Annotated in this window: 20 protein-coding genes; 2 read left to right on the plus strand and 18 right to left on the minus strand. The window is 57.5% G+C overall.

Annotated elements, in window-relative coordinates:
- Positions 1 to 40 precede the first annotated feature (40 nt).
- Both ctrA and sciP read right to left on the minus strand, forming a co-directional pair.
- Positions 41 to 760 carry a response regulator transcription factor CtrA gene (gene ctrA, locus EK369_RS03185; RefSeq protein WP_127112222.1) on the minus strand — a complete coding sequence of 240 codons (720 nt, stop codon included), beginning with the start codon at positions 758 to 760 and terminating at the stop codon, positions 41 to 43.
- A 93-nt stretch (positions 761 to 853) separates the two neighbouring features.
- Positions 854 to 1,132, minus strand: coding sequence for a CtrA inhibitor SciP (gene sciP, locus EK369_RS03190; protein ID WP_127112223.1), 279 nt, complete (start codon positions 1,130 to 1,132; stop codon positions 854 to 856).
- Between the two features lie 120 nt (positions 1,133 to 1,252).
- Here sciP and mnmA point away from each other — a divergent pair, with 120 nt between their 5' ends.
- Positions 1,253 to 2,398, plus strand: a complete 1,146-nt coding sequence (gene mnmA / locus EK369_RS03195; RefSeq protein ID WP_127112224.1) for a tRNA 2-thiouridine(34) synthase MnmA — start codon at positions 1,253 to 1,255, stop codon at positions 2,396 to 2,398.
- 23 nt (positions 2,399 to 2,421) lie between these two features.
- Here the strand turns inward: mnmA and EK369_RS03200 are convergent, their stop codons facing one another.
- The 16 genes from EK369_RS03200 to pyrH form a co-directional block, all read right to left on the minus strand.
- Entirely contained in the window at positions 2,422 to 3,807 is a 1,386-nt protein-coding gene (locus EK369_RS03200; RefSeq protein ID WP_206198015.1) for an adenylate/guanylate cyclase domain-containing protein, read from the minus strand.
- Entirely contained in the window at positions 3,708 to 3,974 is a 267-nt protein-coding gene (gene nrtS / locus EK369_RS22365; RefSeq protein ID WP_368731911.1) for a nitrate/nitrite transporter NrtS, read from the minus strand. The genes EK369_RS03200 and nrtS overlap by 100 nt, the downstream gene beginning before the upstream one ends.
- 168 nt (positions 3,975 to 4,142) lie before the next feature.
- On the minus strand, positions 4,143 to 4,721 hold the full coding sequence (locus EK369_RS03205) for an ATP synthase subunit B family protein (RefSeq protein WP_127112225.1): 579 nt from the start codon (positions 4,719 to 4,721) through the stop codon (positions 4,143 to 4,145).
- Positions 4,722 to 4,724: 3 nt separating this feature from the next.
- Positions 4,725 to 5,885, minus strand: a complete 1,161-nt coding sequence (gene lpxB, locus EK369_RS03210; RefSeq protein ID WP_127112226.1) for a lipid-A-disaccharide synthase — start codon at positions 5,883 to 5,885, stop codon at positions 4,725 to 4,727.
- Complete coding sequence (locus tag EK369_RS03215) at positions 5,885 to 6,688, minus strand: LpxI family protein (protein WP_127112227.1); 804 nt, start codon at positions 6,686 to 6,688, stop codon at positions 5,885 to 5,887. The genes lpxB and EK369_RS03215 overlap by 1 nt, the downstream gene beginning before the upstream one ends.
- Positions 6,689 to 6,690: 2 nt before the next feature.
- The gene (gene lpxA, locus EK369_RS03220; RefSeq protein ID WP_127112228.1) at positions 6,691 to 7,488 is read right to left on the minus strand and encodes an acyl-ACP--UDP-N-acetylglucosamine O-acyltransferase; all 798 of its coding nucleotides are present in this window, start codon (positions 7,486 to 7,488) and stop codon (positions 6,691 to 6,693) included.
- A gap of 6 nt (positions 7,489 to 7,494) precedes the next feature.
- The gene (fabZ, locus tag EK369_RS03225) at positions 7,495 to 7,959 is read right to left on the minus strand and encodes a 3-hydroxyacyl-ACP dehydratase FabZ (protein WP_127112229.1); all 465 of its coding nucleotides are present in this window, start codon (positions 7,957 to 7,959) and stop codon (positions 7,495 to 7,497) included.
- An 80-nt stretch (positions 7,960 to 8,039) separates the two neighbouring features.
- On the minus strand, positions 8,040 to 8,591 hold the full coding sequence (locus tag EK369_RS03230; RefSeq protein WP_235871330.1) for an OmpH/Skp family outer membrane protein: 552 nt from the start codon (positions 8,589 to 8,591) through the stop codon (positions 8,040 to 8,042).
- A 17-nt stretch (positions 8,592 to 8,608) separates the two neighbouring features.
- Positions 8,609 to 10,966 carry an outer membrane protein assembly factor BamA gene (bamA, locus tag EK369_RS03235; RefSeq protein WP_127112231.1) on the minus strand — a complete coding sequence of 786 codons (2,358 nt, stop codon included), beginning with the start codon at positions 10,964 to 10,966 and terminating at the stop codon, positions 8,609 to 8,611.
- Between the two features lie 195 nt (positions 10,967 to 11,161).
- A complete protein-coding gene (locus tag EK369_RS22265; RefSeq protein WP_268920599.1) occupies positions 11,162 to 11,296 on the minus strand; it encodes a hypothetical protein in 135 nt (44 codons plus the stop codon).
- A 120-nt stretch (positions 11,297 to 11,416) separates the two neighbouring features.
- The gene (gene rseP, locus EK369_RS03240; RefSeq protein ID WP_127112232.1) at positions 11,417 to 12,760 is read right to left on the minus strand and encodes an RIP metalloprotease RseP; all 1,344 of its coding nucleotides are present in this window, start codon (positions 12,758 to 12,760) and stop codon (positions 11,417 to 11,419) included.
- Positions 12,761 to 12,775: 15 nt separating this feature from the next.
- A complete protein-coding gene (gene dxr / locus EK369_RS03245; protein WP_127112233.1) occupies positions 12,776 to 13,945 on the minus strand; it encodes a 1-deoxy-D-xylulose-5-phosphate reductoisomerase in 1,170 nt (389 codons plus the stop codon).
- On the minus strand, positions 13,946 to 14,722 hold the full coding sequence (locus tag EK369_RS03250; protein WP_127112234.1) for a phosphatidate cytidylyltransferase: 777 nt from the start codon (positions 14,720 to 14,722) through the stop codon (positions 13,946 to 13,948).
- Positions 14,719 to 15,444, minus strand: a complete 726-nt coding sequence (uppS, locus tag EK369_RS03255) for an undecaprenyl pyrophosphate synthase (RefSeq protein WP_268920600.1) — start codon at positions 15,442 to 15,444, stop codon at positions 14,719 to 14,721. The genes EK369_RS03250 and uppS overlap by 4 nt, the downstream gene beginning before the upstream one ends.
- Positions 15,445 to 15,467: 23 nt before the next feature.
- Positions 15,468 to 16,034: a ribosome recycling factor gene (gene frr, locus EK369_RS03260; protein ID WP_127112235.1), complete on the minus strand. Its 567-nt coding sequence runs from the start codon at positions 16,032 to 16,034 to the stop codon at positions 15,468 to 15,470.
- A gap of 168 nt (positions 16,035 to 16,202) precedes the next feature.
- Positions 16,203 to 16,934 (minus strand): UMP kinase, encoded by a 732-nt coding sequence (gene pyrH, locus EK369_RS03265; RefSeq protein ID WP_127112236.1) that lies wholly within the window; start codon positions 16,932 to 16,934, stop codon positions 16,203 to 16,205.
- A gap of 110 nt (positions 16,935 to 17,044) precedes the next feature.
- Here pyrH and miaA point away from each other — a divergent pair, with 110 nt between their 5' ends.
- Positions 17,045 to 17,926: a tRNA (adenosine(37)-N6)-dimethylallyltransferase MiaA gene (gene miaA, locus EK369_RS03270; protein WP_127112237.1), complete on the plus strand. Its 882-nt coding sequence runs from the start codon at positions 17,045 to 17,047 to the stop codon at positions 17,924 to 17,926.
- Positions 17,927 to 17,943 lie beyond the last annotated feature (17 nt).

The following is a 17,943-nucleotide window of genomic DNA, read 5'->3' on the forward strand; positions in this document are numbered from 1 at the left end:
CAGTGATAGGCGGGGGGCGCGGTCAGGTCCAGACCTCGTATCAGGCGCGCAGCGCCAAACGCTCTTCGTCCATTTGCTCGGATGGCTGCGGATCACGCAACACATAGCCACGGCCCCAAACAGTTTCGATATGGTTGTCGCCACCTGTCGCTTCGCTGAGCTTTTTGCGCAATTTGCAAATAAAGACGTCGATAATCTTCAGCTCAGGCTCATCCATGCCACCATAGAGATGGTTCAGGAACATTTCCTTGGTCAGAGTCGTGCCTTTGCGCAAGGAGAGAAGTTCCAGCATCTGGTATTCCTTCCCGGTGAGATGGACTGGCGTCCCTTCCACATCAACAGTCTTGGCATCCAGGTTCACCGCAATCCTGCCGGTGTGAATGATGGATTGAGAATGCCCTTTCGAGCGCCTAATAATTGCGTGTATGCGCGCCACCAACTCTTCGCGGTGGAAGGGTTTGGTCAGGTAATCATCTGCACCAAAACCGAAACCCTTGATCTTGCTTTCCGTATCATCTGCACCCGACAGGATCAGGATCGGTGTTTCAATCCGCGCCAAGCGCAGCTGCCGCAAAACCTCGTGGCCGGTCATGTCAGGCAGGCCAAGATCCAGAAGAATCAGATCATAGTCGTAGAGTTTGGCCAGATCGATTCCCTCTTCCCCGAGGTCCGTGGCGTAAACATTCAGATTTGCATGGGTCAGCATCATTTCAATGCTTTTCGAAGTGGCGGGATCGTCCTCGACCAACAAAACACGCATGACAGGGTCCTCATAACAAGATTGTTCGCCGTTAACCTTGACGAATAAAGGTTAACCGCCGGTTACTGTTATCAGGAAAATGCCATACGCAACCTATGGTTGTCTATACTTTTGAAGATTCGTCGCTTTTAGTGCATCTTCTCCAAATCGTGCAACGGCGGACACCCACTCCTGAAACTCGTCTTCGCTGAGTCCATAACGCTCCATCGCTTCTCGTTGTGAAATCAATCCATACAGCACGCCACGCACCACTGCGGCCTTTCGCGACGCCACCCAACGTCGCGTGTTCACCGACGGCAGATCAGCCAGCGTCATCACATCACCATTGGCCATCGTCACGGTTCTCGGCCCTTCAACCTTCTTTAAATACATACCCAAACCCTCACTTTGCACACATGCTGGAGCATCAGGCTTAACGAGCGGTGAAACACCCCCTTGAGAGTAGTTAGGATTTTCCTATATTCTCGACGACTTCTGGTTGGAGCGACTCACATGGCGCTGGATAGCGACACAAAACTGAATTCCCTGGGCTTTGCAAAACCGCCCTCGGAAACCCGCGTGGTGGTGGCCATGTCGGGTGGCGTCGACTCATCCGTTGTGGCGGCCAAGCTCGCCGACGAAGGCTATGACGTCGTCGGCGTGACCCTGCAGCTTTATGACCATGGCGCCGCTCTGGCCAAGAAAGGCGCCTGCTGTGCCGGGATCGACATCCATGATGCGCGCCGCGTGGCCGAAGAAAAGGGCTTCCCGCACTACGTGTTGGATTATGAAAACGTCTTCCAGGACGCCGTCATCGACGAATTTGCCGACAGCTACCTCGCTGGCGCCACGCCCGTGCCCTGCATCCGATGCAACGAAAGGGTCAAGTTCAAGGACCTTCTCGAGACGGCCAAGGACCTCGAGGCGGACTGCATGGCCACCGGCCACTACATCCAGCGCATGATGGGCAAAAATGGAGCTGAACTGCACTCGGCTGCGGACGCTCGCCGCGATCAATCCTATTTCCTGTTTTCAACCACGCCCGAGCAATTGGACTATCTGCGCTTTCCACTCGGCCACCTGCCCAACAAGGATGCGACCCGCGCGCTGGCGGCAGAATACGGTCTCGCCGTGGCTGACAAGCCCGACAGCCAGGACATCTGCTTTGTGCCCAACGGAGACTACGCGTCGGTTATCGAGAAACTGCGCCCCGGCGCGGCAGAGCCCGGCGACATTGTTGATCCTGAGGGCAAGGTTCTCGCACAGCACAATGGCGTGATCCACTACACCATCGGTCAGCGCCGCGGTCTTGGCATTGGTGGCCTTTCGGAGCCCCTTTATGTGGTGAAACTCGACGTCGACACCAAACAGGTCGTTGTCGGCCCGAAAGAGATGCTCGCGACCCGAATTATCCCGGTGCGCGAGATCAACTGGCTGGGCGACACCCCCTTCGAAAGCCAGCCGGAATGGCATGTGGCGGTCAAGGTGCGTTCAACCCGCCCGCCGCGCAATGCCATCATCCGACCCACCGGTCCGGACACGGCCGAGGTTGAGCTGCTGACCCCGGAAGAAGGTATCTCACCCGGTCAGGCCTGCGTGTTCTACGACACCGACAGCAGCCGGATCTTCGGCGGTGGCTGGATCTGGCGCGGGTATTGATCTGTCACATCCGAGTCGGCAGGTCATTGTTTGCCGTCCCGCTCCGCCAATTGTGCTTCGAACTTGATCTGGATTTGCCGTAACTCTTCGATTGCACCCTGAATATCTGCGCTATCGATGATATTCACTTCGACATGCTCGCCGATGTGAGACAGTTGCCGCCGCGTGTCTTGGGACGCGGGTTCGGCGTATCCTTGCAACTCAAAATACTTGACCTCACGCGCGAACCCGCGTGGTGTAAATTCACCTTTGGGTTCTGCTCTGACCTGTGTCTCAACCAAGTTGTGCGTGTTTTCGTCCAACAGGATAGTGTCGGCCTCTGCCAGCCCTTGCAGCCGCGCGGCCAAGTTCACAGGGCTTCCGAGAACCGTGTAATCAAGCCGTTGATCCGAGCCAAAGTTGCCCACGGTGCAAAACCCAGTCGCGATCCCCATGCGCACCTTCAAGCCGTTGGTCACACCATTCTTTTTCCAGTAGCCTTGCAACGCCTTGACACGTTCCTGCATACGAAACGCCATTTCCACGCACTTCAAAGCGTCCTGCACTTCTCCTTCGGTGTCTGGGTCTCCAAAAAAGACCAGTACGGCATCGCCAATAAATTTGTCGATCGTGCCGCCGCATTCCAACGCCACGTTGGTCATTTCTGACAGGTAAGAATTGATGACGGTTGCGAGGCGCTCAGGCTCCATGACGTCACTCAGATCAGTGAATTGCACAATGTCCGAGAAAAAGATTGTCAGGTTTTTTCGCGCGTGTGAGTGGGTTTTGTCTTCGGTCTGCGAAAAAATGCTGTGGTAAATCTGCGGCGAAAGATACTTCGCTAACCGATTTGCGAGCACTTCAAGCTGATTGCTTTTTTCTTCAATAAGTTCTCGGTCGCGAATTTTTTGTTCAAGAAGATCCTCGCGCTCCCGGCGCAGAGACCACTCGGATGTGCGATCGACGAACTGTCCCTGCACCCCGTTTAGATAGGAAAAATCGGCGTTTTGCGTGTATGCCGACAAAAGCGAATAGACCCGTTGCTCGCCCTCTACCGATACCTCAACCTTGGGAAGCAAAACAGAGCCATTGGTCTCGAGCTCGCTCGCATAGGTGTCGATCTGCGCCCCGGGCACACCAAGCTGTTCCAAAACGTCCAGCATCGAGGCGTTTGTTACATTGCCAAGGATTGGAAAAAAGGTGCGGAAATTGTCGTTTATCCGCTGAATCTCAAGATCTCGATTGGCAAAATACGCTGCGGTAATCGCGTTTCTGAAATTGAAGAAACTGAGGTCAAGAATGGTCTTTTGATTGAAAAATTGTTCTGCGTTCATGACGCCCCGCTTCCCATGCCGTTTGCTGTCTGCACCTTGTTCTGCTTTTTGAGCAGAGCGCGCTTGCCGGTTACCGCCCCCCAGGTCGTTACACAAAAAGGCACACAATAGGTCAGGGCAACTTTAACAAGCGGAGGAAAATCCCCCGACAGGATCAGGTCGCCGTGATTGATCATCGTCAGCAAGGAGCCAACAACCAAAGCGGTCAAAACCGCTTTGCGCGGCGTGCCATCACCAAGGATCAAATGAGACAGCCGTGGCATTTCGCCAGAGTCTGAGGTGTTCACGAGCAAGCATCCCCTCTTGTCGACCTGTGCGTCTTGTGACCCGTCGGCATGAACTGTTCGTTTAACATGTTCTGTTAACACCCTAGGGGACTGGCCTGCGAACCGACAAGGACATTCAACAGGTCCGGCGCGGGATTTCACACCTCAAACGGCATCTGTTCCGGTATTGGACAGCACGTAGAGCCCCACGGCAATCATCGCGTACGGGCCAAGCCGTTCCAGCCGCGGCAACCATGTGCCGCTGCGGCGCGCACCTGACGACAACGCCACCCCTGCGGCCCCGAGCCCCGCCAGGGCAACGCCTGCGCCGATCACCACTGACGTCCGATAAAGCGGCACCGTGTCGGCCAAAAGCGGGGCAAAGGCGGCAAAGCTGTCCATGGACAGGCCCAGGAACAACGCCAAACAGCCAAGAAACGTCCCTTTCACAGGGCGCGAGGGGCTGCCGTCCTGATCACTTTGCCATTGGGCATAGATCCCCCAAAGCCCCAGTCCCAGAGGGACGATACCCAAGTACCCAGTCCAGCCCGCAATTGCAGCCTCAGCGCCTTCGGCAAACACCAAAGCCGCCACAAGTACCAACGACTGCGCCGTCAAAAAACTACCAAGGGCCGCGCCGCGCCCGGTGGTCAATAACAATGCGATCAGCACCGCGAGGTTGTCGACATTTGTCGCCAAAAGCGTCAGCGCGCCCGAGGCTGCAAGACCAAGTTGCACCCACATGAGCTATGCGCCTTCCAAACCGTCCAACACCGCACGCGCGGCGCGCAGGCCCGGGTTGGCCTGTCCTTTGCCCAACAGCTCCATCGTCAGAGCCATTGCGCTACGTTGCGGGCCGGGATCGTCGAGAACCCCCAAAAGTGCCGATGCAATCGCTTCGGCGCGGAACGCAGGCCCCAGGAATTCCGGCACCGCCCGCGTGTCTGTCACCAGATTAACCAGCGTAACCGTGTCGATCAGTGCCATGCGGCTCATGATCTGCCAGCTGATCCAGTTCATGTCATACCCGATCACCATCGGCGTGCCAGCCGCTGCCAGCTCCAGCGAAACCGTCCCCGAGGCCGCCAGCGCCACGTCCCCCGCCCGAAACGCCGCGCGCTTGGTGGCAAGCATCTCAGCCTCGCTCAGACCGTTTGGATCAAGGATGATTGGTCTGTGCGCCCAGTCGGCCGTCAAGTCGCGCACCAGTCCTGCGACCGGCGCCGCGGCAGGCAGCACCACCTGCAAATCCGGCTTTTCAGCCTTCATGCGCGCGACAACGCCGCCAAAGGTCGGCGTCAAACGTGAGACTTCTGACCGGCGCGATCCGGGTAAGGCCACCAAAAGCGGCGCATCGCCGATGCCATGAGCCTCGCGAAACCCAGCAACCTCGGCATCGCTGGCAACCGGTTCATTGACCACCGGATGCCCGACAAAGTCGCATCGCACCCCCGCGGCCTCCATGTAGGGCGGCTCAAACGGCAACAGTGCCAGGACCTGATCCACAACCTTCGCAACCTTTTGCGCGCGCTTGGGCCGCCAGGCCCAAACCGAAGGCGCCACGTAATGCACTGTCCGGATATCGCTAAGTTTCTTGACTTCACGCGCCACGCGCAGACAGAAATCCGGACTATCAATGGTGATCAGAACATCGGGCCGCTCAGCCAGCACAGCCTCTGCGGTCTGGTGCATGCGCTTTACCAGATGCCTGTACTTGGGCAGCACTTCGGCGATGCCCATGACGCTCAGCTCTTCCATCGGGAACAGGCTGGTCATGCCCTGAGCCTGCATCAATGCTCCGCCAACACCAAAAAACTCTGCCTCTGGCCTCAGCGTCTTCAACCCCTCCATCAGGGCCGCGCCCAATCTGTCGCCGGACATCTCGCCTGCGATCAGGAAGACCTTCATCAGAGCACCCGCCCCGCCAGGAACAGCCCAGTCTCTTCCAGTGCACTGCGTGTCGCGTCTTGCTCCACGATCAGCACCTTGCCAGCCGCGCCAAAGATCCCCTCCAGACCAGCCGCAGCAGCATTCCTCACGGTGTCAGGCCCCACCACAGGCATATCAACCCGCAGATCCTGACCGCGCTTTGGTGCTTTGACCAACACGCCGCCTTTGCCACGGCGCAGATGCTCGGGCGTCTCACCGACGAAACGCAACAACGCATCCGTCCCTTGCAGGGTTTCAATTCCAAGGCACAGGCCTCCGGCCACCACGGTGCCTTGCCCCACATCCAAAGGCGACAGGGCCAACAGAATGTCCATCGCCCGGCTCGCATCACTCAGGTGCGCGTCCTTAGGCTCGGGACCCGCAAAGACACCATCAGGCACGGTCATGCCCGGCAGCAGCTCATGCGCACCGACAACCTCAAATCCCTGCTCTTCAAAGACGGCTATGATCAACCGCAGGATGGCATCATCGCCGCCCTGCATTGCGGACATCAACCGCGGCGCCAATTGCATCATGAAAGGGTCCAGCTGGCTTGGGTCCAATGCAGGCCGCGACATCGCCCCTGCCAGCACAACCCGCGTCACGCCACGTGCGGTCAGGTCATCAAACAGGCTTGCCAACTTTTCAAAACGATGTTCCGCCAGAGGCGCCTGCATCGCGTGTTCAACGCCCTTGAACACCACCCGCACAGCCTGGGGATGTTGCTTTGCCAACATGACAGGTAATCCACCTGCCCCGGACAGAATTGCCAGATCCTGCATATCTACCCCGGCGTCAGGAAAGAGCGATCAGTGTTGCCAAGAACAAACTCGACAATCTCCTGAACGTACGCGCTGTCAAACTCTTCGCCCATCCGCTGAGCACGTTCCTGAAACGCACCCTCGCCCTGGGCCATCATCTGGAACGCAGCCCGCAGCGCCGTGATATCTGACCGGCTTACACCCCGCCGTTTTAGTCCAACAAGGTTCAACCCGTCCAACTTGCCACGCGGCCCCTGGACCAGACCATGCGGGATCACGTCATTTGTCACCATCGACAGTGCCCCGATTATGGCGCCTTTTCCGATCCGCACGAACTGATGGATGCCGGACAGCCCGCCAATAATGACATCATCCTCGATGATACAATGACCCGCGACAGCAACCGAGTTCACGATCACCACACGGTCCCCGATCTGGGCATCATGGGCAATGTGGCAGCCAGCCATGAATAGGCAATCGTCGCCGACCTTGGTCACCCCGCCGCCGCCGTCGGTACCAGTGTTCATTGTGACATGTTCGCGAATGCGGTTGCGCTTACCAATGACCAAACGGGTCTCTTCGCCCTTGAACTTCAGGTCCTGAGGGATTTCCCCGATCACCGAGAAAGGAAACACCACTGTGTCCTCGCCGATCTCGGTGTCACCGGCCACAACCACATGCGACTTGAGCGTGACATTCGGAGCCAGAACAACTTTTGGACCAACGACGCAGAAAGGCCCCACATAAACGCCAGCACCGATCTCAGCTCCGTCATCAATGACCGCGCTGGGATGCACATTTGCTTGGGATGAAATCGCCATAAGAGCCTACTCCTTAGGCAGATCCATCATCGCCGTGAATTCGCACTCGCAAGCCATCTCACCTTCAACCGTGGCGACGCCCGCGAATTTCCACACTTTGCCGCCAGGGCGACCGCGGACAGTTTGCAGACGCATCTCCAACACATCGCCCGGCACCACCATGCGGCGGAATTTGCATTTGTCGATCGACATGAAATAGACCAACAATTCTTTGTCCGCCATGTCCATCGCCACACCAACCATCACCGCAGCCGTCTGCGCCATGGCCTCGGCAATGGTCACACCGGGCATAATCGGCTTACCCGGAAAGTGGCCCTGAAAGTGCGGCTCATTCATCGTGACATTCTTGATGCCCGTTGCGCTTTGATAGCCGTCAATATCAACAACCTTGTCCACCAACAGGAAAGGATAGCGGTGTGGAATAATCCGCTGGATCAAACCAATATCAGCGCTTTTCAGGGTGTCGGACATAACAGTCTCCCGGTCGTTCATTCATGTGTCATTGTTGAGATAGCCCTAGCAACCTGCGTGCACCGGCGCAAGCGCATGGCCTATTGGTCACCGCTCTCCCGGACACCATCGCCAATCGTCCGGTTCAGGCGCTTTATGGCCAAATCGGTGATATCCACGGCATCTGTCGAGTAAAAGACGGCGCGGCGCTCTAGGATCACGCTTGCCCCGGCTTCTTTCATCAACTCGAACAGGATCGGGTCGGCGGCCTGAATAAAGACCCCCTGTTGGCGCTCGCGCATCTCTCCAATCGCGCGTGCTTTGGCATCCTGCGCTTCTCTGATCTCCTGCACACGATCCGTAAAGGCATCCGCGACCGCGCGAAAATCCTCCGGCGTCATTCCTTTTCGCAAATCGGTCAGGCGCTTTTCTTCTGCGGCGAGTTCAGCCTCGATCTTACGATTTTCCGCCAAAAGGATGGATTGTTGCGCTTCCAAATCCCGAGCCACGCGTTGACCAAAAGCCGACTCGGCAAACAACCGATCCGACTCGATGGTCAGGATTTCGCTCTCCGTGGCGGTCTGACTTTGGGCCGCTGCCATCATGGCCAGCAGAGTCAGCACCACCGCGACGCAGCGCAAAAGGACAGCCACGCGCGCCGCCATGCCGATCAGAACTCAGCAGCGATCGTGAAATCGAAGTTGCGCTCTTCGTCGTAGGTTTCTTTCTTCAGAGCTTTCGTGAAATCGAACCGCAACGGACCAATAGCAGTGTCCCAGAACAACGAGAAACCGATCACATGGTGAAGGTTGAAGTCATCATGCACAATCGTACCTATGCCAGAGGTGTTATCCAGTCCCCAAACCGAGCCAACATCGTAAAACACGCCGCCTGTGATGCCGTATTCGTTCGGCAACCCCAATGGAAACTCCGCTTCAAATCGCGCGACCGCATAGTAAGTCCCACCAAGCGCATCGTTTTGACTGGTCGCACCACTCAAGTCGATTTCACGCGGAGAGATTCCAAGCGGTTCGAACCCACGCATCTGCCTTGCATTGAGGAAAAAGCGGTCCGTCACGCGACTGTCCTTGTTGGGCGAGTGCAGACCGCCGCCTTCAAATGATGCCCTCAGGGTGACCTCTTCTTGAAGAACCGTTGTTTCGGCGATCGCCAAAGCTCTTGTGGAGATATACTCGTAATCTCCGCCCAAACCGCCAAAGTCTTGAGAGAACTCCAATCTGACACCGCTTGTGGGATCCAACCCCTTGTTCCGCGTGTCAAAGGCATAGGTGTATCCAAGGGCACTTTGCCAAATGTCTCCGCGCGCTTCTTCCTGATCAATCAGAGATCCCGGATAGCTGACACCAGTTTCCAGCTTGTTGTTCTTCCCAGTGTAGCGCAGCGTCAAACGACCATTTTCGCTGACGGGAAAGCGCAACGAGGGACGAAATTCGCCAACCGAGGTGGTCCAGCGGGCCTGGTCGGGATCGCGCTCCTGATACCTGAGCACAAACCCTGCTCTAATATCCCGTCCCAAGAAGGCAGGCTCGAAGAATGAGAAAAAGTACTCTTGCTCTTCAGAGGCCGTGCTGAAGGACAAGGACAGATCCTGCCCCCGACCAAGGAAGTTTTTCTCCGCAAAACTCACAACAAGGCCAATCCCCACAGACGATCCATAGGTCGCACCGAATTTCAACGATCCGGTGGGCTTCTCAACCACATCTACGTCGACAACCACCTGATCCGGGGTCGACCCTTCGCGGGCGTTCACTTCTGCTGTCTCAAAGAATCCAAGCGCGCGGATACGTTCGGCACTCTCACGAATTTCGCGTGGGTTGAACGGGTCCCCTTCCACGATACGGAACTTTTGTCGGATCACCCTGTCCAGGGTTGAAGTGTTGCCTTCGACATCAATCCGCTCAACAAAAATTCTCGGACCGCGCACCAGTGCAAATTCCACATCCAATGTCAGGTCACGCTCATTCCGTGTGATACGCGGGTCCACCCGGACGAAATCCTGCCCATGCTGCAATGCCAAACGTTCCAGACGCGCGATTGAGTTTTCGACCAATGAGGGCGAGTAAACCACTCCCGATTTGATCTTCAAAGACTCAAGGTAAACTGCGGCATCAAGGCCCTCAATCTCACTGAGAACACTGACTTCACCAAACGTGAACTGTTGACCTTCCTGCACATTGAAAGTGATGAAATAGCCATCGCGTTCGCGTGCAAGTTCTGCATTTACACCTGTGACCCGGAAATCCACGTATCCTCGTGAAAGATAGAAGTCTCGCAGTACCTGTTTGTCGAACTCAATCCGGTCAGACACAAACGTGTCACTTCGAACAAAACGGCGCAGGATTCCTGCCTGTTTCGAATCCACAACTCGGCGAAGGCGTCGGTCGGAGTAGTGCTGGTTGCCGACAAAGCTGACCCGTTCGACCTCGATGACATCGCCCTCGAATATCTCAAAAACCAGGTCCGCGCGGTTGTCACTCAACCGGATCACTCGCGGTGTTACACGGGCAGCCAAACGACCAGCCTGCGAATAGGCTTCGGCCAAGCGCGCAGCGTCGCGTTCAGCGACAGTTGGGTTCAGGACCTGGCGGGATTTGGACTCGATCAATGAGCTCAAGGCATCGTCTTTCAACCGTGCGTTGCCTTCAATGCTGATACGGTTGATCGTGGGGTACTCGGCAACCGTGATTTTCAACCGATTTCCGCTTGGGGCGAGTTCAACGCTTTCAAACAGGCCGCTGTCCAGGATGTTCTGATAAGCGTTATTTAGCTGACCCGCTGTGACCGTTTGGCCTTTGGCGATTCCCGCGTAGGTCAAAATGGCCGTGGATTCGATCCGCTTGTTGCCTTCAACAGAGATGGTATCGAACTTGTATTGCTGCGCCTCCGCAAAGGTTGGCAAAGCAAGCAAAGCAGCTGAAATCAAAAAGAAAATTGTCAAAAGAAAGTGGCGCAGCTTGTTGTTATTCTGTACTGCCGCGCGTGCTACCGCCCGATTTTGTTTGGTCATAGCCCAAATCCTGCAAGACATCCCAGTTGCGAAGTGACTAACCGGTATGAGCGAAGTTGTCAAAATGGCAAACTGCCCACTGTGACCTGAGACTTATCCACAAACTTATCCCCAATAACTACGCACGGCCCGCCTGCAAGGCAGGTCGGGCCGTAAAACGAAAAAACCGTGAGTGATTAGGTACTAATTTCGGTTTTAAAAGAGACCAAGCGAACCGACATAGGCGGCGGCCATCAGACCTGCCAGAATGGCCGATGGGAACAACAACCGATCCCAGTTGATGTCGATCAACAAACTGATCGCGCGGTATCCTTGTTCGATTGTATGCATGGATCTGCTCCACTCTCTCTCTTCTCTTTCGCCTACGCTACGAGGAGAATGGGGCAGGAATGGGGCAGTTTCATGAAAGCTCCGCGACAGGGTTAACCCCTGCCCGAACCCTCTGCTGCGTCAGCAGCGCACGATATCATTCAAAAGGCCAAACAGCATCAGGCCGATCACGATCATCAGGCCAAGGGTCATCAACACCCGCACAACCCCATCGCTCGGAGGCCGCCCTGCGACGGCCTCATAGGCGTAGAACACCAAGTGTCCGCCATCCAACATCGGGATCGGGAACAGGTTCAGCATGCCAATCGCCGCAGACAGCACGGCGATGAACCAGATAAAGCTCTGTGCACCCTGACTCGCCATTGCACCCGAAGTTTGCGCAATACCTACCGGACCCGACAGGTTGCAGGACGAAATCGCACCCGTGATCATGTGGTAGAGACCAGAGATCGATCCCTGAATAATCCGCCCAGTCTGTGTCACGCCCCCCATAATCGCCGTGCCAAAGCCCAAACGCTCGGTTGCCGGCTCAAAGGCCAAACCACCGCCAATGCCAATGCGCCAATGCGTTTTGAACCCGCCCTCAGGCTGCGGCTCATCCACCCGACGTGGGGCGAGCGCGAATTCCAGCTCCTGCCCGGCCCGCCACACGGTCAGCAGCAGGACCTGCCCATTGCCAGTCTCAACGGCCTCTTTCAGTTCCGAGAACCCGGTGATCGGATGCCCATCAATGGCCGTGATGACATCGCCCACTTCCATACCGATTTCATAGGCGGCAGAGCGTGGTGACAAATGCAGCACAATTGGCGGATAGGGATAGGGGCCGGTGACGTCGATTTCATCGCCCATCCGCGACACACCATAGGTCAGCGGTTGCTCCACAGGAATGGCCTCGATGAACTTTTCGAACGCCTCGCCATCCTCGACACCCGGGTTCACCTGACCTGCAATCGACAGGATCTCATCTTCGCTCTGCAGCTGATAAACCCCCGGCAGGTCATACATTTCACCCACGACAAGATCATCGCCCACGGCACCACGGCTCATGAACACGGCAGCAAAAACCAAAATCGACAGGATAAAGTTGAAGATCGGCCCCGCAGCGACCGTCGCCGTCCGCGCCCAAAGCGGTGCGCCGTGCATGGTGTGGCGGCGTTCTTCGTCGCTCATTTCGGCCATCGCCTCGCCATCCTTGCCCGAGGCGGCGTTGGCGTCACCCTTGAACTTCACGTAGCCCCCCAAGGGAATTGCCGCGACCTGCCACTTGGTTCCGCGTTTGTCGACGCGACTCCACAAAACAGGGCCAAACCCCAACGAGAAGACATCCGCCCCGATCCCAGACCAGCGTCCGACGATGTAGTGACCATACTCATGGATCGCGACAATGATCGAAAGCGCCACAACAAAGGCGATCAATACCCAAAAGGTGTTCCCGAATCCGGAAAGCAGGCTGAAAATATCCACGTGTGCTCTTCTCTCTTATTGCCGCTCGGCGATGACGTCTCTCGCCGTCTTGCGGGCGATGTGGTCGGTTTGGTGCACCGTATCAAGGGTCATTTCGGCATTAATATGGCATGCCCCTCCCCAAAGTCGCGTCAGTACTTCCTCAACCACCTCGGCCATTTCCAGAAAACCGATGTGATGTTCGATAAATCCGTCCAGCGCCACTTCCTTGGCCGCGTTGAAGGCCGCACCACTCAGCCCTCCGGCCTCCATCACTTCATGAGCCAGCCGCAAGGCCGGGTACCGCGCGGGATCCGGTGCGCGGAAATGCATCTGTCCGATCTTGGCAAGATCCAGCCGCTCGACCGGCAAAGCGCGCCTTTCAGGCCAGTGCAGCGCATAACCGATGGCGTGCCGCATATCCGGTGCGCCGACATGCGCCATCAGCGCACCATCCCGGAAACCGACCAGCGCATGCACGAGAGACTCGGGGTGCACCAGCACTTCGATCATTTCATGCGAGCAACCGAAGAATTCTTTTGTCTCAATGACTTCCAGCGCCTTGTTGAACATGGAGGCACTGTCAATCGTGATCCGCTGCCCCATGTTCCAGTTGGGATGGGACGAGGCCTGTTCCGGTGTCGCCCGTGCCATATCCTCAAGGCTCCAGTCACGAAACGCCCCACCGCTGGCCGTGATAATGATACGTTCGACGCTGCCAAAATCCTCGCCCACGAGCCCCTGAAACACTGCGGAATGCTCGCTGTCCACCGGCAGAATGCGCGCGCCATGGGTCTTTGCAGTGCCCATGATCAGGGCCCCTGCGGTGACCAGTGACTCTTTGTTGGCCAGCGCCAGCGTCGCCCCCTGCTCCAGCGCGCGCAGGCCCGGTTTCAAACCCGCCGCCCCGACAATCGCGCTCATCACCCAGTCTGCAGGACGGCAGGCGGCTTCCTCTATGGCGCCTGCCCCGGCCGTAGCCTCAACGCCACTGCCCGCCAAAGCATCCCGCAAATCATCTAACAACTCTTCGTGAGCCGTAACCGCAACCTGTGCTCTCAGACGTTTTGCATCCTCAGCCAGCTGCGCGATGTTGCGCCCACCGCTGAGTGCAACAACCTCATAAGCCGCAGGATCACGATCAATCAGATCAATCGTGTTTTGCCCAATCGACCCGGTTGCACCAAAAACAGAGACTTTGCGCATTTACTGACCCGTCGGAAGCCCAACAACGGCCCCCATCAGCATGACAAACAAAGCGGCCCCCATCAGCGCATCAAAGCGGTCCAGCAACCCGCCGTGGCCGGGAATGAGGTTCGAGCTGTCCTTGACCCCCGTACGCCGTTTGATCGCGCTCTCGGCTGCATCGCCCATCTGCGAAAAAAACGAGGTTACAACGCTCACAATGATCAGCGGCACGCCACCAAAAAAGGCCCCCACAGCCCCGGCAGCAACCCAGCCGCCAATTGTCCCAGACCAGGTTTTTTTGGGGCTGACCCTGGGCCAGAATTTCGGCCCACCAACGATGCGGCCCACAAAATAGCCCGCCACATCGGTGGCAATCACCACCAGAACCAGCCAGACGATCAAACGAATGCCGTTAAAGTCTCTGAGCAGCATCAAGCCCGTGCAAGCCAACATCAATGCAACCGCGTAAGCACCGTATACCAAACGATCTTTCTCAATTTGTGTCGCCCCGACAATCGCAGGCGCCACAAGCACGGGCAGCATGAACTGGCGATCAATCAGCGGCGCCACGAACAACACCACAGCCGACAAAAGTCCCAGCTGCAATGGCAACCGTTGGGCGTTTGGTGCCATCATGCGTGTGAGTTCCCAGATCATGCCACCGCCCACTGCAGCCACCAACCCGTGGAACCAATTGCCACCCAGCCAAACCTCGACCGCCCCGATCACCACCATGACGATGGCAGACAGAACCCGTGGGCCCAGATCGCCCCACTTACCCGATGTACCGCTCATGATTGGACGCCACCAAATCGGCGCTCGCGCCCGCCATAGGACGACACCAGCTTGTGAAACTCTTCCGCCGAGAAATCCGGCCATAGCGTGTCAACAAACTCATATTCCGCATAGGCAGATTGCCAGAGCAGGAAATTCGAAATCCGCGCCTCACCGCTGGTGCGGATCACAAGATCCGGGTCCGGCAGCACGCGGGTATCAAGATACTTCGGCAGGGTTTCTTCATCCACATCTTCGGGATCAAGCTTGCCAGCCGCCACATCGCGCGCCAGCCGCTGCGTGGCCCGCGCCACCTCGTCGCGCGCGCCATAGTTCAGGGCAATGGTCAGGTTGGTGCCGGTGCAATGGCTGGTCAGCTCTTCGGCTTCGTCCATCAAACCGCGCAGTTTCTCATCCAGCCGCACACGGTCGCCAATAAAGCGCACCCGCACGTTGCGCTTCACGAAATCTTTCATTTCCTTAGAGATATAGCGGCGGAACAGGCTCATCAGCCCGGCCACTTCGATCTGTGTACGCTTCCAGTTTTCAGTGGAAAAAGCGAATATCGTCAGATACTTGACGCCGTTCTCCGGGCAGGCCTCGACGATCTCACGCACCCGGCGTGCGCCAGCATGGTGCCCGAACAGACGCGGCCGGTTGCGGGCCTGCGCCCAACGCCCGTTGCCATCCATGATGATCGCGACGTGTCGGGGACCGCCTGTGTTTTTCGTCTCAGACCCCACAATGGCCCCCTGTCAGCTGAACCTCAGACCTGCATGATTTCGCCTTGCTTGTTCTCAAGCGCGGCGTCGACGTTTTTGATGTATGTGTCTGTCAGATCCTGCACCTCGGACTCCCAGATTTTCTGGTCGTCTTCGGACATGTGGCCGTCATTCTTGCCCTTCTTGATCTGGTCCATTCCGTCGCGACGAATGTTGCGGATCGATACACGCGCGTGCTCGGCATATTGCGCGGCGACACGGGCCAGTTCAGTGCGGCGTTCCTCGTTCAACTCAGGGATCGGCAACATCACGATTGTACCGTTGGTCTGCGGGTTGATGCCAAGACCTGAGTTCATAATCGCCTTTTCAACGGCCGAGACCAGCGACTTGTCCCAGACATTAATAGTCACCATACGTGGCTCGGGTACGTTCACTGTACCGACCTGATTGATCGGTGTCTTCTGGCCATAGGCGTCCACCATCACCGGCTCCAGCATGCTGGCCGAGGCGCGCCCCGTGCGCAACGAGGCAAACTCGGTCTTCAGCGCGCCCATGGCGCCTTCCATACGGCGGGTCAGGTCGTCGGTATCAAGTTCAAAATCTTCGGACATGGGATCAGCTCTTGTCTTTTTTGTTGATCGGTGCCGCGCGCACCGGAAATATCCTATCCCCGTTTCGCACAGTTTGCGTGAAGGATCAAACCGCAGATCGGTTTTTTCTTGGTAGAGCAGTAACCTGTCACGCCAATCAAGCGAGCAACACCTCTCCCTTGAGTTATTCTACCCGACCTTGGTGTAGGTGCCCTGCCCCGCAAGAATGCCGCGGAACCCGCCTGGCTCATCCAGCGAAAACACGATGATCGGCAGATTGTTGTCCCGCGCCAGGGCAATCGCGCTGGCATCCATCACGCCCAGACGTTTCGCCAGAACATCGTCGTAGCTGACATTGTCATAGCGCACCGCGTCGTCGAACTTGACCGGGTCCTTGTCGTAGACGCCGTCTACCTTGGTGCCCTTGAAAATCGCCTCGCAGGCCATCTCGTTGGCGCGCAGCGTTGCTGCCGTATCCGTGGTGAAATAGGGGTTGCCGGTGCCTGCCGCGAAAATGCACACCCGCTTTTTCTCAAGGTGGCGCACCGCGCGGCGGCGAATATAGGGCTCGCACACCTGATCCATCGGAATGGCCGAGATCACGCGGGTAAAGACGCCCAAAGACTCCAGCGCCGACTGCATCGCCAGCGCATTCATCACCGTCGCCAGCATGCCCATGTAATCCGCTGTGGTGCGCTCCATGCCCTGCGCCGACCCCGAAAGCCCGCGGAAAATATTGCCTCCGCCGATGACCATGCAGATCTCGACGCCCAGGTCGTGCACTGATTTCACCTCTTCGGCGATACGCTGCACAGTGGGCGGGTTCAGGCCAAAGCCCTGATCTCCCATCAGTGCCTCCCCCGAAATCTTGAGCATCACGCGTTTATAGGTGGTGTCGGCGGCGGGGGATTGATCAGTCATGTTGCACTCCGGCTTCGCATGGATTTAGGATCGCGCGCAAAATGTCCGAAAACCGGGTCAGGTTCAATGCGCGATCTTAAATCTTTGTACAATTCGGACGGAAATCACCCATGACCTCTCTGCCCGAAATCGCCCCGGACCAGCCCGTGTTGATCGCAGGCCCCACCGCCAGCGGCAAAAGCGCCCTCGCGCTGCAGATCGCCGAAGAACAGGGCGGCATCATCATCAATGCCGACGCCATTCAGGTCTATGACAACTGGCGCGTGCTCACCGCCCGCCCCTCAGCCGAGGACGAATCGCGCGCGCGCCATGCGCTGTACGGCCACGTGCCCCATGACGCCGACTACTCCGTCGGACACTGGTTACGTGAGCTCGCCCCCCTGCTTCAGGGCGCAGAGCGCCCGATCATCACCGGCGGCACCGGCCTCTATTTCTCGGCCCTGACCGAAGGCCTTGCCGACATTCCACCAACCCCACCCAAAGTGCGAGAAGAAGCCAACGACCGGGTAACACAGGAAGGTTTCGCCGCCCTCCTCGCCGAGCTCGACCCCGAAACTGCCTCGCGTATCGACCGTCAAAATCCCATGCGTGTCCAACGCGCCTGGGAAGTTCTGCGCACCACCGGCAAACCCCTGGCCGACTGGCAGGACGCAACGCCGCCGCCCTTGCTCCGCCTCGACCAAACGGTCCCGATTCTTTTTGACGTCGACAAAGATTGGCTCAACGCCCGCATCGCCCACCGCTTTGCCCAGATGATCGACCTGGGCGCGCTGGACGAGGCGCGCGCCAACCTCGCCACCTGGGACGCCACGCTTTTGTCCAACAAGGCCATCGGCGCCCCCGAACTGATCGCGCACCTAAAGGGTGAGATGACGCTGGACGAAGCTTGCGAAGCCGCCACAATCGCCACTCGCCAATTCGCCAAACGCCAACGCACATGGTTTCGCAAGCGCATGAAGGACTGGATTAAGTACAGGCCAGACTCAGGCTGACGCTTACAGACGGAGCC

This window comes from Shimia sediminis (assembly GCF_003990645.1).
Taxonomy (GTDB): domain Bacteria; phylum Pseudomonadota; class Alphaproteobacteria; order Rhodobacterales; family Rhodobacteraceae; genus Shimia; species Shimia sediminis.

What these genes read in the sequence shown, in the direction of transcription:
- EK369_RS22265 (WP_268920599.1), bottom strand. Translation starts at nt 11,296, where the DNA reads ATGCATACAATCGAACAAGGATACCGCGCGATCAGTTTGTTGATCGAC.
- sciP (WP_127112223.1), bottom strand. Translation starts at nt 1,132, where the DNA reads ATGTATTTAAAGAAGGTTGAAGGGCCGAGAACCGTGACGATGGCCAAT.
- mnmA (WP_127112224.1), top strand. Translation starts at nt 1,253, where the DNA reads ATGGCGCTGGATAGCGACACAAAACTGAATTCCCTGGGCTTTGCAAAA.
- frr (WP_127112235.1), bottom strand. Translation starts at nt 16,034, where the DNA reads ATGTCCGAAGATTTTGAACTTGATACCGACGACCTGACCCGCCGTATG.
- miaA (WP_127112237.1), top strand. Translation starts at nt 17,045, where the DNA reads ATGACCTCTCTGCCCGAAATCGCCCCGGACCAGCCCGTGTTGATCGCA.
- pyrH (WP_127112236.1), bottom strand. Translation starts at nt 16,934, where the DNA reads ATGACTGATCAATCCCCCGCCGCCGACACCACCTATAAACGCGTGATG.
- lpxA (WP_127112228.1), bottom strand. Translation starts at nt 7,488, where the DNA reads ATGGCGATTTCATCCCAAGCAAATGTGCATCCCAGCGCGGTCATTGAT.
- lpxB (WP_127112226.1), bottom strand. Translation starts at nt 5,885, where the DNA reads ATGAAGGTCTTCCTGATCGCAGGCGAGATGTCCGGCGACAGATTGGGC.
- fabZ (WP_127112229.1), bottom strand. Translation starts at nt 7,959, where the DNA reads ATGTCCGACACCCTGAAAAGCGCTGATATTGGTTTGATCCAGCGGATT.
- EK369_RS03215 (WP_127112227.1), bottom strand. Translation starts at nt 6,688, where the DNA reads ATGCAGGATCTGGCAATTCTGTCCGGGGCAGGTGGATTACCTGTCATG.
- bamA (WP_127112231.1), bottom strand. Translation starts at nt 10,966, where the DNA reads ATGACCAAACAAAATCGGGCGGTAGCACGCGCGGCAGTACAGAATAAC.
- ctrA (WP_127112222.1), bottom strand. Translation starts at nt 760, where the DNA reads ATGCGTGTTTTGTTGGTCGAGGACGATCCCGCCACTTCGAAAAGCATT.
- dxr (WP_127112233.1), bottom strand. Translation starts at nt 13,945, where the DNA reads ATGCGCAAAGTCTCTGTTTTTGGTGCAACCGGGTCGATTGGGCAAAAC.
- nrtS (WP_368731911.1), bottom strand. Translation starts at nt 3,974, where the DNA reads ATGCCACGGCTGTCTCATTTGATCCTTGGTGATGGCACGCCGCGCAAA.
- EK369_RS03250 (WP_127112234.1), bottom strand. Translation starts at nt 14,722, where the DNA reads ATGAGCGGTACATCGGGTAAGTGGGGCGATCTGGGCCCACGGGTTCTG.
- EK369_RS03205 (WP_127112225.1), bottom strand. Translation starts at nt 4,721, where the DNA reads ATGTGGGTGCAACTTGGTCTTGCAGCCTCGGGCGCGCTGACGCTTTTG.